Genomic DNA, 15,564 nt, shown 5'->3' with positions numbered 1-15,564 from the left:
CCGCAGGCCGAGGCTCCCGCAGAGCCCGAAGCCGCCGCGCCCGCTGCCGCCGAGGCGGCTCCCGCGGCCGCACCCGCCGGCGACGCCACTGACATCGTCCTCCCGGAACTCGGCGAGAGCGTCACCGAAGGCACCGTCACGCGCTGGCTCAAGCAGATCGGCGACACGGTCGAGGTCGACGAGGCTCTGCTCGAGATCTCCACCGACAAGGTCGACACCGAGATCCCGTCGCCCGTCGCCGGTGTGCTGCAGGAGATCGTCGCAGCCGAAGACGAGACCGTCGAGGTGGGCGCTGTGCTCGCTCGTGTCGGCTCCGGAGCGGCCCCCGCGGCCGCACCGGCACAGGCACCCGCGCCCGCCGCAGAAGCTCCGGCTCCTGCCGCGCAGCCGTCTGCTGCCGAGGCGCCTGAGGCCAAGGAATCGGTCTCGGAGGCCCCCGTCGACAAGCCTGCAGAGCGGCCTGCCGCCGAGGCGCCCGTGGCGGCTCCCGCACAGGCGGCTCCGGAGCAGGCGACCGGCGGCGCCGCCGCGGCTCCAGCTCAGGCCGAGCAGAAGCTGTCACTCCCGACCGAGAGCGACAACCTGTACGTCACCCCGCTCGTGCGCCGCCTGGCCTCGCAGCAGGGCGTCGACCTCGCCAGCGTCACCGGCACCGGTGTCGGAGGACGCATCCGCAAGGAGGACGTCCTCAAGGCCGCCGAGAGCGCCTCGTCTGCACCCGCTGCAGCCGCAGCCCCTGCAGCACCGGTTCCGCTCGAGGTGTCGCCGCTGCGTGGCACCACGCAGCCGATGTCGCGTCTGCGCAAGGTGCTCGCAAAGCGCGCCGTCGAGTCGATGCAGCAGACGGCTCAGCTCACCACGGTGGTCGAGGTCGATGTGACCGCTCTTGCGGAGTACCGCGACAGCGTCAAGGGATCGTTCCTCGAGAAGACCGGCGACAAGCTGTCGTTCCTGCCGTTCTTCGCTCTGGCTGCCGCCGAGGCACTGCGCGCCTTCCCGATCGTGAACGCCACGGTCGACGGAGAGAACATCGTCTACCCGGAGTCCGAGAACGTGTCGATCGCCGTCGACACCGAGCGCGGTCTGCTCACGCCGGTCCTGCGCGATGCCGCATCGAAGAACATCGCGGAGATCGCCCACGAGATCGCCGACCTCGCCGCGCGCACGCGTGACAACAAGCTGAAGCCCGACGAGCTCGCCGGCGGAACGTTCACGCTGACCAACACCGGTTCGCGTGGCGCGCTGTTCGACACCCCCGTCGTGTTCCTGCCGCAGTCCGCGATCCTTGGCACCGGAACGGTCGTCAAGCGTCCCGGTCTCGTCAAGGTCGGTGGAGCGGACGCGATCGCCGTGCGCTCGTACGTGTACCTCGCGCTCTCGTACGACCACCGCATCATCGACGGAGCCGACGCCGCCCGCTTCCTCGGCGCGGTGAAGGCCCGCCTCGAGTCGGCGCAGTTCGCCGCTCAGCTCGGAGCCTGACCACAGCATCACCCTGGCTGGTCCGCGACGTCATACACGTCGCGGACCAGCCATTTCTCTGCGATCCGTACGAGCACGACCATCCGTTCCCCACCTTCCGACGCCGCACCATCGCTGACGCCCTGAGACGGGGACACCCGGATCACTGCGACGTCTCCGTACTCATCCACCGATTGGAGCTGCAGCGCTCCCTCCTTGCCGCCGCCCAACTCGTCGACGACACCGACAGAGCCTTGAGCGACAGCACCGCCGCAGACCTTGTCCTCGTTCTCGCCGCAGATGCCGATCGCACTGATCAGCATCCGCGCCGCCTCCACGGGGTCCGTCGGGTCGGATCCGTCGCTCGGCGATCCCTCCCCCGGCGTCGGCGGATCCGGTGCGGGTGACATGGGCGTCGGCGATGAATCGGTGGAGACGGGGCGCACCTCCGTCGCGAGGGGAGTGCTCTTCGGCACGGCGGGGGCGCCTTCCCCGTCAGGCTCCCCCGTCGCCCCGCCGGGCCAGAGCAGTCCGCCGGCGAGCACCACTGCCGCCGCCGCAGCGGCGACGATCGTTCGTCGACCGCGTCTAACGGGAGCACGTCTGCCAGCTGCGGTGCCGACGTCTGCCGACTCGGTTCGACGGACCGAGCGTTCGACGATGCCGGGCCCAGGTCTGCGTCCGAGCCGGAGGGCGACGGCGTCTCGATACCCGTTGAGGCTATGCACGATCCCACCGACGATTCGAGACGACAGTGCCCCGACTCCGCCGCGGTCCCTCGGCAGCGACGCGCGGGTTCTCAGATGGCGCCGCGCGACGGGCCGTGCCACGACCGCATGCCTCGCCGCATCGGTATGCCTTGCCAGCGCTGGCGCATGCACATCTCGCTTCAGCGGTTTCGGAGCCGCCGTGTCGAACAGCTCGGCCTCCCACCTCTCGAGCTGACGAGCCGGCATCCCCGGCCTTGCGATCTCGGCACCGAGCCCTTCCTCGATCACGACGAGCAGACGAGCGAGCGTGCGATCGGCACAATCCTCCCGCAACCGCGCCACGAGGGCACCCGCCGCGGCTCGAGCAGTGTCGCCGGCACCGATCACGAACGTCGGTCGTCCGTCGTCCGTGAGCCACCACTCGCCGGTCTCATCGTGCCCCTCGGCTCTCGCGAGTTCGCCCAGACCGCGCAGGATGCTCGCCACGAGAGTGGTCATCTCTCCGGAGGCGAGCGAGGCATCGGCTGCGGCACGGCGTCCGACGAACGAGGAGACCCGCTCCGTGCACCACGGCAGAAGAACGTCATGCCCGTCGGATCGCCGCACGATGTCGAGCGGACCCGCGACGTGATCGTCTCCGGCGTGCTCCCACCCCGCCCACCCGCTGATCGACTCCGAGTCGACCCGCACGGCCACCGACCCGCCCCGGGTGACCAGCATTCCCGCGTACGGCCCTTCGCCCGCGTCGATCCTCCTGATCGCGCGATGCGCACCCGGCACGAGCACCGCCCCTCGTGACCGCGCCTCTGTATCTGCCATCACCCCATGTCAGTGCATCGCACGGAGCCTGTGTGGGAGGGAGGCGGGATGTGGACGCTTCCGCGGGGATCGACGACCTGTGCAGAGGAGGATGGTGACCAGGAATCCGCCTGACGCGAACGACGCCATGAGCGCCTCCCGGAGTCGGTATTCTTATGCACATGGCAAACCGCACGTCCGCGCCCGAGAAGCGTCCGGGATTCTTCTCCCAGATCAAGTCCCTCTTCAAGTTCACGAGAGAGATCTACCCCTGGCTGCCCTGGGCTCAGATCGCGCTGCTGGTCCTCGGTGTGCTCGTCGGCCTCATCGTCGGTTACCTGATCCCGCCGTTCCAGGTGTGGACCCTCATCCTCTGGGGCATCTCGGGCCTGATGCTCGGTCTGCTCGGCGCGATGTTCCTGATGACGCGCCTGTCCACCTCGGCGATGTACCAGAAGATCGACGGAATGCCCGGTGCCACGGGCCACGTGCTCAGCACCAGCCTCGGTCGCCACTGGCAGGGCTCCGAGACGCCGGTGGGGATCAACCCGAAGACGCAGGACGCCGTCTACCGCACGGTCGGACGCGGCGGGGTCGTCGTCGTCGGAGAGGGGTCACGCGGACGCCTGACCCGCCTAGTGAACGACGAGCGCAGCAAGGCCGCCCGCGTCGCCCACGGCGTGCCTGTCACCGTGCTCTACGTCGGCCACGGCGATGACGACGTCGCCATCGCCGACCTCGCCAAGACGATCAAGAAGCTTCCGAAGGTCATCGACAAGGCCACCATGGGCGCCGTCATCCGACGCATCGAGTCGGTGTCGCAGTCGATCTCCTCGCTGCCGATCCCGAAGGGCATCGACCCCACGAAGGTCCGAGCGCAGCGCCCTCGTTGATCTGACGCCTGCATACGACGAAGCGCGGCCGTCCTCTGTCGAGAGGCGGCCGCGCTTCGTCGTTTCACTCGGAGAGCGGCTGACGCGGGAGGCGGCGGACCTTGGCGCGGCGACGCCGGCGCTCCGGCACCATGGATCGCATCTCGTCGAGCTTGCCGAAGCAGAAGAGTCGATCCTCGGCCTCGAGGACGACGTGCTTTCGCGGGTTGGGGATGACGGAGACGCCGCGGTGCAGCGTGAGCACCGTGATGTCGCGCTCCCAGAGTCCGGCCTCGCCGAGCGTCTTGCCGACGAGATCGACCGCGCCGTGCACCATCAGCTCGGCGACGCCGTAGCCCGTCGACACCGTCAGGCGCTGGCGCACATCGATCTCGGGGAACGCCACCTGCCCTGCGATGTAGTCGATGATCGCCCCGGCGACGTCGAGCTTGGTGGCCGTCTCGATGCCCTGGAGCCCTGGCGAGGAGTTGACCTCCATCACCAGCGGGCCCTCATCGCCCTCGAGCATGTCGACTCCGGCGACGCGCAGGCCCATGATCTGAGCCGAGCGAACAGCCGCGCGTTCGTAGACGGGGTCGAGCTCGACGGCTTCGACGGAGCCCCCGCGATGCACGTTCGAGCGGAACTCGTCTCCGGCTGCGGACCGTCGCATCGCCGCCACCACCCTGTCTCCCACCACGAGCGCGCGGATGTCCCGACCGCGGCTCTCGGAGATGAACTTCTGGATGAGCACGTTCTGCTTGGTCGAGTGCAACGTCTCGATGATCGCCTCAGCGACCTTCACCTGCGGCGCGAGGATGACGCCGATCCCCTGCGTGCCCTCGAGGAGCTTGATGACGRCAGGAGCGCCGCCGACGCGCTCGATGGCGGGCCGCACATCGGCGCGGTTGCGCACGAACGCCGTGGGCGGCATCGCGATGTTGTGGCGCGAGAGGATCTGGTTCGCGCGGAGCTTGTCGCGGGCACTCGAGATCCCGTTCGCCGTGTTCGGCGTGTACACGTCCATCTGCTCGAACTGGCGCACCACTGCTGTGCCGAAGTAGGTGATCGAGTTGCCGATTCGGGGCAGGATCGCGTCGTAGTCGCTGAGCTGACGTCCGCGGTAGTGCAGGTCGGGTTCGTCGGCCGTGAGATCGATCGCGAAGCGCAGCGTGTTCAGCACTTTGACGTTGTGACCTCGCTGGAGCGCGGCGGCGCGCAGCCGTTGGGTGGAGTACGCCTGCGGCGCGCGGGAGAGCACTGCGATCTTCACGGGGGATTTCCTGCCAGGATGGTCGGGTGAGTAAGTCATCCCATTCAAACACCCTTATCGGGTGGCGAGAATGGGTGAGCCTGCCCGATCTCGGTGTGGACTGGCTCAAAGCCAAGATCGACACGGGCGCCCGCACCTCTTCGCTGCACGCATTCGAGATCCAGGAGTTCGAGCGCGACGGCGTGTCGTGGGTCCGGTTCCGGGTGAAGCCCTGGCAGGACAGCCAGGAGGACGCGGTGATCGTCGAATCCCCGGTGCACGATCGCCGCGCGGTGCGCAGCTCTTCCGGCCATGCGCAGGAGCGACTCGTCGTCGAGATGCTCATTCGTCTGCATGACCGAGAGGTGCTCGCCGAGGTGACATTGAGCAACCGAGATGAGATGGGTTTCCGCATGCTCATCGGTCGTGAGGCGCTGCGACAGGGCTACGTCGTCGACCCCGCACGCTCGTTCCTCGGAGGTCGCGCACCGCGCGAGGCACGACGCCGCAACCGCGGCAAGGAGTGAGCCGCGTCAGGCGCGGATGAGAACGAGTCCCGTCACCTTGTCGTGAACACCTCGCTGGTCGGCATCCCAGATGACCGCCGGGATCACGATGACGATGAGCAGCGTGCGCACGATCGGCCGCCACACTCCCACCCAGCCACCGCCGAGGCGTACGACGCGCATGCCGAGGATGCGGTGTCCGGGGCTGCCACCCGCCGTCGGGATGAACAGGATCTGCAGCAGGGCGAACACGCCCATCGGCGCGAACATCGTCAGGCCTGCCTCTGCGGGCAGTGCGAACTGGTCGTATCCGAGGAAGCCGGTGGCGATGATCGTCGCAGCGATGTAGTCGATGAGGAGAGCCCCGATCCGCCGCCCAGGGCGGGCGATGCTGCCCGTCCCCGTCTGCGGCATTCCGAGTCGTTCTCCGGGGTACGTGTTCACAGCATCCGTCACGTCATCAGCCTACCGGCGCGTAACATGCTGGAAACAAAGCGGATACCGTGGAGTAACGCCCCGCACGTACTGTGCACAATGGCCGTGAAGCCATCGATCCGCAATCCAGGAGTCGTACATGTTCAAAGATTCGTCCGAGGTGCTGACCTTCATCAAGGAGAACGACGTCAAGTTCCTTGACATCCGATTCACTGATCTCCCGGGTGTGCAGCAGCACTTCAACATCCCTGCGGCCACTGTCGACGAGGACTTCTTCGTGGACGGGCAGCTGTTCGACGGCTCCTCGATCCGCGGCTTCGCCAGCATCCACGAGTCCGACATGCAGCTCATCCCTGATGTCACCACGGCTTACATGGACCCCTTCCGCGAGGCGAGCACCCTCGTGATGATCTTCGACATCTACAACCCCCGCACCGGAGAGATCTACTCGAAGGACCCGCGCCAGGTCGCCAAGAAGGCCGAGAAGTACCTCGCATCGACCGGCATCGCCGACACCGCGTTCTTCGCCCCCGAGGCCGAGTTCTACATCTTCGACGACGTGCGCTACTCGGTCACCGCCGGCGAGAGCTTCTACAAGGTCGACTCCGAAGAGGCCGCGTGGAACACCGGTCGCGAGGAAGAAGGCGGAAACCTCGCCAACAAGACCCCGTACAAGGGCGGCTACTTCCCCGTCAGCCCGGTCGACAAGACCGCTGACCTGCGCGATGACATCACCCTGAAGCTGATCGAGGCCGGATTCATCCTCGAGCGCTCGCACCACGAGGTCGGCACCGCGGGCCAGCAGGAGATCAACTACCGCTTCGACACCATGGTGCACTCGGCGGACGACATCCTGAAGTTCAAGTACATCGTCAAGAACACCGCCGAGGAGTGGGGCAAGGTCGCCACCTTCATGCCGAAGCCGCTCTACGGCGACAACGGCTCGGGCATGCACACGCACCAGTCGCTCTGGAACGACGGCAAGCCGCTGTTCTACGACGAGGCCGGCTACGGTCAGCTCAGCGATGTCGCCCGCTGGTACATCGGCGGACTCCTGGCACACGCCCCGGCCGTGCTCGCGTTCACGAACCCGACCCTGAACAGCTACCACCGTCTGGTCAAGGGCTTCGAGGCGCCGGTCAACCTGGTCTACTCCGCAGGAAACCGCTCGGCTGCCATCCGCATCCCGATCACGGGCTCCAACCCGAAGGCCAAGCGCATCGAGTTCCGCGCTCCCGACGCCTCGGGCAACCCGTACCTGGCGTTCGCGGCACAGCTCATGGCAGGTCTCGACGGCATCAAGAACCGCATCGAGCCGCACGAGCCCGTCGACAAGGACCTCTACGAGCTTCCTCCCGAGGAGGCCAAGAACATCCCCCAGGTCCCGAACTCCCTGCTGGACTCGCTCGACGCCCTGAAGGCGGACCACCAGTTCCTCCTCGAGGGCGGCGTGTTCACCGAGGAGCTCATCGAGACCTGGATCTCGTACAAGTACGAGAACGAGATCCTGCCGATGGCTCAGCGTCCGCACCCGTTCGAGTACGAGCTGTACTTCGGAGTGTAGCCAGATCACGCGGAATTCCGGGGGTTAGTCCGCAGGGAGTCCGCAGAATCTCACAGAGAGCCCGTCAGGCCATGCCTGGCGGGCTCTCTTGCGTCTCGCGTAGAGTCCTTCTCGGTCCCGCCCTAGGCGCGTCAGCTCACCCCGGCTACGCGTCCAGCTAGTCGGAGAGGGAGGCTGCCCGTTCGAGCCGGGCCGGGATGGGCCCACGCGCCTGCAGCGCTGCGGTCACAGCGGCACGTGACGATTCGTCACGTACGAGGTAGGACGTAAGTGGCTGCCGCGCGCGCGAATCACCCCAACTCCGTATCCGGGAGGACGCGAGCAGCTCCGGCCGTCTCGTAGGTCGTCCGCTACAGTGGTCCGCGTGCAAGGGTACGCAGAGCGCTTCGACTTCGAGCGGCAGATCATCAGGGGTTGGGTGTTCGATCCGGAGGCAGCGGATAACCGGGATGTTCGGGTGGTCGCCACCTTCGACGGCGAGATCGTCGGGGAAACGAGACCGAGCGCAACTCGTGGCGACCTGCAGAAGATCACGACCCAAGACGCGTGGTTTTCTCTTGAGTGTTCCCGACGCTTCACCGCTCTCGATGTCGTATCCGGACGGTTCCTGGTCAAAGCTCTGAGCGATGGTCGAGAGGCAGCACTGAGCCTCGGAGCCGAAGGTCTAGCCACCCTGAGGAAGACCGCCGTTGAAGAACTGAATGGCGTATCGTCGACCACCCTTTGGTCCCCGGAGGACCGGAACGCGGTGAAACACCAGGTCGAGGCGGGCAACCTGTCCCCCATGCTCATGCCGGCCGGGTTGCCGTCGATGGATGGGTCAGCGGTCATCGGCCTCCGCGGGCACCTGTTCCTCACCGGTGGGACCAACTCCCTGCTGTCGCTGTACGACGAGCCCGTCGACGATGCGCTCCTGTCACGAGTTGATCAGTGGATGGATGTGCTCGCCCAGCGGGGAGAAGGATGCGAGGCGCGTGGCGCGCGCTTCGTTCAGACCATCATCCCGGAGAAACTGACCGTCCTGCGCGAGGATGCTCCTCTCGATATCGATGGTCCGAGCCCCGTGCTTCTAGAGATAGAGAGCAGGCTGCGCGACGCCGACTTCTACGTCAGCGGCCTTGCACCCTTTGAGGAGTGGAACGAAGTCGATGATCCGTTCCTGATGACAGACACCCACTTCTCAGCGGTCGGTGCTCAGCGAATGTTCTCTGCACTGGCCGCTCAGATCGACCCCCAGCTCGTTCCGCTCGTCGATGGCGTTCGCATGTACCAATTCAGGCACGCAGTCGGTGACCTCACCGGCCGWTTCAGGTTGCCTTTTTACTCACGTATCGTCGAGCCGAGCGCCGATGAGCTTGCGGCCTACGCGGGCGGCCTCACGATGGTGGAGAAGCACTTCCCTGCTGACGGCGGCATGAGGGGCCGCCGGTTCAGGTGGACCAACAGCACCGCCCCGAGCCCGCTCAAAGTGCTCGTCTTCGGCAACTCATTCTTCGGGACGGGTGATTTCGCCGGCTACCTCTCGTGGTGGGGAAAGCACCTGTTTCGAGAGTTTCACTTCCACTGGGGACCAGACATCGACTGGGATCTCATGGATGAGCTGAAGCCCGATCTTGTGGTGGGGCAGACTGTCGAGCGTTTCCTCAACAGGGTTGCCGCGAGCTAGACCGCGAAAGCAGAGAACCCCACTCTCCTCGCCCTCCCGGCCGACAAGCCGACAGGGGCGCAATTTGTAACCATGAATCCCCAAACATGGCCCTCGGAAGTCCGCGTCTCACAACGACTCTCATGATCCCCCTATACCCCCGGAGGAACGAGCTGTACTTCGGAGTCTGATCCGCAGAATTCTCCGAGAACGCCCCCGAGCTGTGGCTCGGGGGCGTTCTTGTCTTCCTGCCCGCCGCAGACCGCACCGTGTCCGTCTTGCGGGGGATGTGGGTGCTCGCCCGACTACGTATCGTGCTGCGTATGACCGAATCAGACGAGAACTCCGAAGCAACCGAGAACTCGACGAAGAAGCCGGGTGTCGGCATCGCTCTCGGGATGGCGATCGGGCTTCCGATCGGTGCGGGGGCAGGGATGCTGCTGTTCGACAACGTGGGCGTCGGGGTTGCGTTCGGCCTGGCGTTGGGAGTCGCGTTCGGCGCAGCGTTCGAGTCGTCGCCGAAGAGCGAGAAGGGCGACAAGCCCGAGACGGCCGAGTAGCGCGCGCTCAGCCGACGAGATCCAGCACCCATTCGTTCATCGTCAGCTCTGCACCGCGGAACGTGTCGGTGAAGGTGCCCACCATCTCGAACCCGCTGCGACGGCAGACGCCGTTCGACCCCGCGTTCTCCACCGAGGGGAATGCCGTCAGGAACCTGCGGTCACCACGGTGCGCTGTCGCGTCATCGATCAGCAGACCGAGAGCCCGGGAAGCCACGCCTCTCCCCTGCGCGTCAGGAATCACGAACCACCCCGTCTCGAACGCCGGCTCGTCACGCCACTCGGAGTTCCAGAACCCTATCGACCCCAGCGAACGACGATCCTCGTCCTCGATTACGAACATCCTGGCCTCTCCCGCCTCCCACAGGCGGAGGTAGCGGGCGTTGCGGTCGACCAGCTGCTGCTCGCTCTCGACGCCGTTCAGATGGGCCGTCATCTCCGGAGTGTTCGCCACACGCAGCAGCTCGAGATCACCCGCGGACCAGGGTCTGAGTGTCAGGGCATCCATGCGTGAACGATCGCACAGGCATCCGACATCCACCACGTCATACACCACAAAGAGCGTGGCCGTGTCGCGCTTGCTTTCCCCCGCATCGACTGGTCAACTGAGGGGTCCGAACGAACAATAGCGAGGGGCCATCATGCGCCGCAAGAACGACAGGCTGCAGTCGAAGAAGGTCCACACGACCGAGACTCCCCCGGCTCAGCCCAAGACCGCGGCGGCGGCGCTCGCTCGCATCAACCCGTTCACATACGGACTTCTGGGTGCGCTGGGCGTCCTGGTCGCCCTCCTGATCGGAGGCATCGTCGATCAGCTCGCGACGGTGCTCGTCTACATCGGGGTCGCCGTCTTCCTCGCCCTCGGCCTGGACCCCGTCGTCTCGTTCATCGAGCGCAAGCTCCCTCGCCCAGCGGCGGTCGCGATCGTCGTCTCCGTCGTGGTCCTGGCTTTCGTAGGGATCATCCTCGCCATCGTGCCGCTCCTCGTCGAGCAGGTGACAAACCTGATCCAGGACGGCCCGAAGATGGTCGAGGACTTCATGGCCAGCGCCTGGTTCAAGGACGTCAGCGAGCAGTTCGGCTCCACCTTCGACGACGCGGCCCAGGGCGTGCTGAGTTTCGTGCAGGACCCGGGCAACATCCTGAACATCAGCGGCGGCGTGTTCGCGGTCGGCGCCGGCATCGCCGGAGGGTTCACCGGAGTCACCATCGTGCTGATTCTGACGCTGTATTTCATGGCGTCCCTCCGCAGCATGAAGCGCGTCGCCGTGCGCTTCGTCCCGTCGTACCAGCGGGACACCTTCGGCGGGCTCCTGGAAGACGTCTCGGGTGCCGTCGGACGATATGTGATGGGACAGGCCAGCCTCGCGCTGATCAACGGCATCCTGAGCCTCATCGTTCTGAGCATCATCGGCGCGCCCGTGCCTGCCCTGCTCGCCCTGATCGCCTTCATCGGCTCGATGATCCCACTCGTCGGCACCCTGACTGCGTCGATCATCAATGCGCTGATCTGCCTGATCGTGAGCCCGGTCACCGCGCTCATCGCCTTCGGCTACTACCTCGTCTACATGCAGATCGAGGCATACGTCCTATCGCCTCGCATCATGAACAAGGCCGTCGCTGTACCCGGTGCGCTCGTCGTCATCGCTGCCGTCGCCGGAGGCGCGCTCGGCGGGATCCTGGGCGCGCTCGTCGCGATCCCGGTCGCCGCCAGCATCATCATCGTCGTCCAGAAGGTCGTGTTCCCGCTGCAGGACAGCAAGCTCGTCCCGCCGGGAACCCTCAGCGAACCGTGAGCGCTGCGGGCTGGACCCGCACAGTGAAGTCGGAGACCGCTCCGACCTCTTCGCCGTCGATCTCGAACGTCTGCGGTGACGCGAGCTCGACCCGGATGCGTTCTGCGGAGATGTGGGTCGTCGAGTCGGTGCTCACCGCGGTGTCGACATTGCCCATCATGCGGCGGATGCCGTTCTCCCAGACGAAGGCGCGGACCGTGTCGAGCCACTGCAGTGGCCCATCGGCGCTCACGAGCAGCATGTCGAGCAGCCCGTCATCGAGCACGGCGTCCGGCAGGAGACGGATGCCGCCCTGCACCATGCCGCAGTTGCCGATCAGCATCGTGTGACCGCGGAGGGCCTGCGGCTCCTGCTCGTCGAGCGTGAGGGTGATGTCGGTCATCTCGGTGCCGGCCAGGGCACGCCCCATCGCCTCCACGTATGCGATCCATCCGGCACGGTTCTTCAGGTCCTCGTCGGTCTCCACCAGCATCTGAGCGTCGATGCCGAAGCCGACCATCACCACGAACGCGTGCTCGGTGCCGTCGTGGTCGACCCAGCCCATGTCGATCCGCTGCGGCTCCCCGTCGCGGACCCGCTCCAGTGCGGCGGGGATGTCGTTCAACGGGATCTCGAGGTTGCGAGCGAGCAGGTTGCCGGTGCCCTGCGGCACGATGCCGAGCGCGGAGTCCGTGCCCGCCAACGATTCCGCGACCGCCCGCACGGTGCCGTCTCCACCGACGGCGATCACCACGTCGCAGCCTGCGGCCACCGCGTCGGCGGCCATACCGCGCCCCGGGTCCTCGATGCTGGTCTCCCACCACTCGACGGGCGTTTCGACTCCGTCGGAGACGAACGTCGCGGCGACGGATTCGCGCAGCGAATCCCCGTCAACCTTGGAGGGGTTCCAGATCACACCGAGCTTCGAGATCGTCATGCGCTCAGCCTGTGCGACCGGCGCAGAAAAGGCAAATGGCGCGCCAGCCCTTGACGCGACGCGAGACCGCCTACCCGTAGAAGAGCTGCTCGAACGCCCGGCGCGCACGCCGGGTCACCCCCAGGTAGTCATCGTCGAGCACGCTCGCTGAACGATCGGGATAACCGAGCAGTCGACCGATCGCATCGAGGTCGCGCGGATCCGTCGGCAGCACGTCGCTCGTCTTGCCGGTGTACAGGGTGATCGCCGAGCGCAGGCGACTGGACAGCAACCACGCGGCGCGGAGCAGATCGGCGGCATCGGCCGGGACGAATCCCGCGTCGACCGCAGCCCCGAGGGCGGTGAGGGTCGACGTGGTCTGCAGTGCAGGCACGTCGTGGGCGTGCTGCAACTGCAGAAGCTGCACCAGCCACTCGACATCGCTGAGCGTGCCTGGGCCGAGTTTCAGATGACGACGCGGATCCACTCCCTGCGGCAGCCGCTCGCCCTCGACCCGAGCCTTGATCCGCTTGATCTCCCGGGTGCCCTGCAGATCGACCTCCGCGGGGTACCGGATGCTGTCGGCGAGGGCAGTGAACTTCGCGATGAGAGTGGCGCTGCCTGCGACCCCTCGTGCTCGGAGCAGAGCCTGGGCCTCCCACGACAGCGACCAGCGTCGGTAGTACTCGGCATACGCCTCGATCGACCGCACCACCGGGCCGTTGCGTCCCTCCGGCCGGAGGTCCGCATCCAGATCGAGCGGCACCCGATGATCGGTCAGATGCTCCCGGAGTCCTGCGACGATCCGCGTTGCGAGCGACTGCGCCCGCTGAGGGTCGACGCCGTTCGCGTCGTACACATAGAGGATGTCGGCATCGGAGCCGAACCCCAGCTCCGCTCCCCCGAATCGGCCCATGCCGATGACCGCGAAATCGAACGCCTCGTCATCGGCGGTGACGATCTCACGCCGGACCGCGCGCAGCGCCGCCTGGATCGTGGCGTCGGTGATCTCGGTGAGCGAGGTCGCGATCTGCTCGATCGAGAGCACATCGAGGACGCCGCCCATCGCCGTGCGCAGCAGTTCGCGACGTCGCAGCGCTCGAACCGCCTGCAGTGCGTCACCCACGTTCCTGTGACGCGTCTGGATGGCCCTGGCCTCCTCGTCGAGCGCCGCGCCGCTGCGCGGACGCAGGAGCTCGCTGCTGTCGAGCCAGGCCACAGACTCGGGGATCCATTCCATGAGCTCGCCGACGTATCGTGACGACGACAGCAGCCTCGTCAGGCTCTCAGCGGCGCCGGACGAATCCCGCAGCATCCGGAGGAACCAGGGGGTGTCGCCGAGACGCTCGCTGATGCGGCGGAACGCGATCAGCGCATAGTCCGGGTCGCTGCCGTCGGCGAACCAGCGGACCATCACCGGCATGAGATGCCGCTGGATGGTCGCCTTGCGACTCAACCCCGTCGTGAGCGCGCCGATATGTCGCAGAGCGCCCGCCGGGTCGCGGAAGCCGATGGCCATGAGGCGATCGTGCGCCTGAGCGGTCGAGAGGGTGCGCTCCTCTTCGGGCAGGGAGGCCACGGCGCTCAGCAGAGGACGGTAGAACAGCCGGGTGTGGATGTCGCGCACCTCACGCCGGACGCTCTCCCATCGAGCCCAGATCGCCTCGCCGGACTCTCCGAGCCCCGTGCTGCGAGCCAGAACGCGCAGGCCGGCGGGCGTGCGAGGCATCAGGTGGGTGCGGCTGAGCTCTTTGAGCTGCAGCCTGTGCTCCATCAGCCGCAGCACGCAGTAGTCGTCCGCGAACGACGCAGCCTCCGCCCGACCGATGTAGCCGCCTTCGACCAGCGCGTCGAGGCTCTCCAACGTGCCGCGGGTGCGCAGGCTCGGGTCGGTGAGGCCATGCACGAGCTGCAGGAGCTGCACGGTGAACTCGATGTCCCTCAGTCCACCGGAGCCCAGTTTGAGCTGGTACGGCGCATCCTCGGGGTCGATGTGCTCCATGACCCGCTCGCGCATGCGCTGGACGCTGTCGACGAAGTTCTCCCGCGCGGCGCTGGAGAACACCTTGGGCTGCACCGCGGCGATGTACTCGGCGCCGAGCTCGGGATCGCCTGCGAGAGGCCGCGCCTTCAGCAGCGCCTGGAACTCCCAGCTCTTGGCCCAACGGTCGTAATACGCCAGGTGCGAGCCGAGTGATCGCACCAGCGCCCCCTGCTTGCCTTCTGGACGGAGCGCCGCGTCGACCTCCCAGAGCGGCGGTTCGACCTCGATGCCGCTCAGGCCGCGCATCGTCTCCCTCGCAAGGCGCGTCGCGATGTCGATCGCCCGCGATTCCGAGACGACATCCTCGTCTGCGGTTCCCCCGACGAAGATCACGTCGACGTCGCTGACGTAGTTCAGCTCGCGTGCGCCCGCCTTGCCCATGCCGATGATGGCGAGCTGCGTGGCAGCGACCTGGTCGCGACTCATCGTGTCGACGAGCCGTCGACGGGCGATGGCCAGCGACGCCTCCAACGCAGCGCCGGCGATATCGGCCAGCGCCGCTGCGACATCGGCGACGATCCGCACCGGGTTGTACGCCGTCAGATCGATCGCGGCGATCAGTGCGAGGTTGCGCCGGTAGGCCACGCGCAGCGTGACCACTGCACTGTCGTCGCCCGAATCGGCGAAGCCGTCGCGCGCGCCGACCGCGTCGAGCATGCGCTCGCGCAGCTCGTCTGCCGACGGCAGCCCCGTGGATCGGTCAGCCAGCACCGACACTTCTGTCGGATGCCTGAGGAAGAAGTCGGCGAAGCCCTGTGACGACCCGAACACCCGCCATGCGCGTCTGCGCGCCCGCTGGTCTGCGAACACAGCTGCGATCGGTGCCGCATCGCGCCGCGCCACGCGCAGCATCCCCTCGACTGCCGCGTCGGGATCAGCAGCATCCGCCTCAGCGAGCAGAAGCGACCGGTCGACACCGATCAGCGTCGCGAGCTCGGTGAGGTTCGCCGCCGCCTCGCTGAGCTCGGCGAACCCCAGCCTGGCCAGCGCGGAGAGCGAGACAGAGTCGTCCGAACGGGCCATGGA

At 66.8% G+C, this 15,564-nt stretch carries 13 protein-coding genes; 7 read left to right on the top strand and 6 right to left on the bottom strand.

Translation table 11 applies throughout. The features are described from left to right. A partial coding sequence (gene sucB, locus AC04ME_RS08000; RefSeq protein WP_475434432.1) for a 2-oxoglutarate dehydrogenase, E2 component, dihydrolipoamide succinyltransferase occupies nucleotides 1-1,482 on the top strand: 1,482 nt, incomplete at its 5' end. Between the two features lie 8 nt (nucleotides 1,483-1,490). Here sucB and AC04ME_RS07995 read toward each other — a convergent pair. Beyond that, nucleotides 1,491-2,990, bottom strand: coding sequence for a hypothetical protein (locus AC04ME_RS07995; protein WP_475434430.1), 1,500 nt, complete (start codon nucleotides 2,988-2,990; stop codon nucleotides 1,491-1,493). A gap of 161 nt (nucleotides 2,991-3,151) precedes the next feature. On the opposite strand from AC04ME_RS07995, the gene AC04ME_RS07990 reads away from it, so the two are divergent. Then, a complete protein-coding gene (locus tag AC04ME_RS07990) occupies nucleotides 3,152-3,862 on the top strand; it encodes a DUF4191 family protein (protein ID WP_042541187.1) in 711 nt (236 codons plus the stop codon). A 64-nt stretch (nucleotides 3,863-3,926) separates the two neighbouring features. Here the strand turns inward: AC04ME_RS07990 and AC04ME_RS07985 are convergent, their stop codons facing one another. Further along, a complete protein-coding gene (locus AC04ME_RS07985; RefSeq protein WP_475434428.1) occupies nucleotides 3,927-5,114 on the bottom strand; it encodes a RimK family alpha-L-glutamate ligase in 1,188 nt (395 codons plus the stop codon). Between the two features lie 26 nt (nucleotides 5,115-5,140). Between AC04ME_RS07985 and AC04ME_RS07980 the strand changes: the two genes are divergently transcribed. After that, nucleotides 5,141-5,620: an ATP-dependent zinc protease family protein gene (locus AC04ME_RS07980; RefSeq protein ID WP_042541169.1), complete on the top strand. Its 480-nt coding sequence runs from the start codon at nucleotides 5,141-5,143 to the stop codon at nucleotides 5,618-5,620. Nucleotides 5,621-5,626: 6 nt separating this feature from the next. Here the strand turns inward: AC04ME_RS07980 and AC04ME_RS07975 are convergent, their stop codons facing one another. Beyond that, complete coding sequence (locus AC04ME_RS07975) at nucleotides 5,627-6,013, bottom strand: RDD family protein (protein WP_153302300.1); 387 nt, start codon at nucleotides 6,011-6,013, stop codon at nucleotides 5,627-5,629. 160 nt (nucleotides 6,014-6,173) lie between these two features. Between AC04ME_RS07975 and glnA the strand changes: the two genes are divergently transcribed. The 3 genes from glnA to AC04ME_RS07960 all read left to right on the top strand — a co-directional run bounded on the left by glnA (nucleotide 6,174) and on the right by AC04ME_RS07960 (nucleotide 9,803). After that, complete coding sequence (glnA, locus tag AC04ME_RS07970) at nucleotides 6,174-7,598, top strand: type I glutamate--ammonia ligase (protein ID WP_042541166.1); 1,425 nt, start codon at nucleotides 6,174-6,176, stop codon at nucleotides 7,596-7,598. 364 nt (nucleotides 7,599-7,962) lie between these two features. Then, on the top strand, nucleotides 7,963-9,264 hold the full coding sequence (locus tag AC04ME_RS07965; RefSeq protein WP_156145928.1) for an alginate O-acetyltransferase AlgX-related protein: 1,302 nt from the start codon (nucleotides 7,963-7,965) through the stop codon (nucleotides 9,262-9,264). Nucleotides 9,265-9,566: 302 nt separating this feature from the next. After that, complete coding sequence (locus tag AC04ME_RS07960) at nucleotides 9,567-9,803, top strand: glycine zipper domain-containing protein (protein WP_042541163.1); 237 nt, start codon at nucleotides 9,567-9,569, stop codon at nucleotides 9,801-9,803. A gap of 7 nt (nucleotides 9,804-9,810) precedes the next feature. On the opposite strand, the gene AC04ME_RS07955 is transcribed toward AC04ME_RS07960, so the two are convergent. Beyond that, entirely contained in the window at nucleotides 9,811-10,311 is a 501-nt protein-coding gene (locus AC04ME_RS07955; protein ID WP_042541161.1) for a GNAT family N-acetyltransferase, read from the bottom strand. A 133-nt stretch (nucleotides 10,312-10,444) separates the two neighbouring features. Between AC04ME_RS07955 and AC04ME_RS07950 the strand changes: the two genes are divergently transcribed. Continuing rightward, nucleotides 10,445-11,599: an AI-2E family transporter gene (locus AC04ME_RS07950; RefSeq protein ID WP_082041126.1), complete on the top strand. Its 1,155-nt coding sequence runs from the start codon at nucleotides 10,445-10,447 to the stop codon at nucleotides 11,597-11,599. On the opposite strand, the gene AC04ME_RS07945 is transcribed toward AC04ME_RS07950, so the two are convergent. Then, nucleotides 11,586-12,515: a diacylglycerol/lipid kinase family protein gene (locus AC04ME_RS07945; protein WP_042541159.1), complete on the bottom strand. Its 930-nt coding sequence runs from the start codon at nucleotides 12,513-12,515 to the stop codon at nucleotides 11,586-11,588. The two genes, AC04ME_RS07950 and AC04ME_RS07945, sit on opposite strands and share 14 nt — an antisense overlap. 70 nt (nucleotides 12,516-12,585) lie before the next feature. Further along, nucleotides 12,586-15,561 carry a bifunctional [glutamine synthetase] adenylyltransferase/[glutamine synthetase]-adenylyl-L-tyrosine phosphorylase gene (locus AC04ME_RS07940; RefSeq protein WP_042541157.1) on the bottom strand — a complete coding sequence of 992 codons (2,976 nt, stop codon included), beginning with the start codon at nucleotides 15,559-15,561 and terminating at the stop codon, nucleotides 12,586-12,588. Nucleotides 15,562-15,564: the final 3 nt, after the last annotated feature.

The sequence above is a fragment of the Microbacterium sp. LjRoot205 genome (assembly GCF_056175745.1).
The sequence above is the reverse complement of the archived record's forward strand: the minus strand, read 5'-3'. Positions and strand labels throughout refer to the sequence as shown.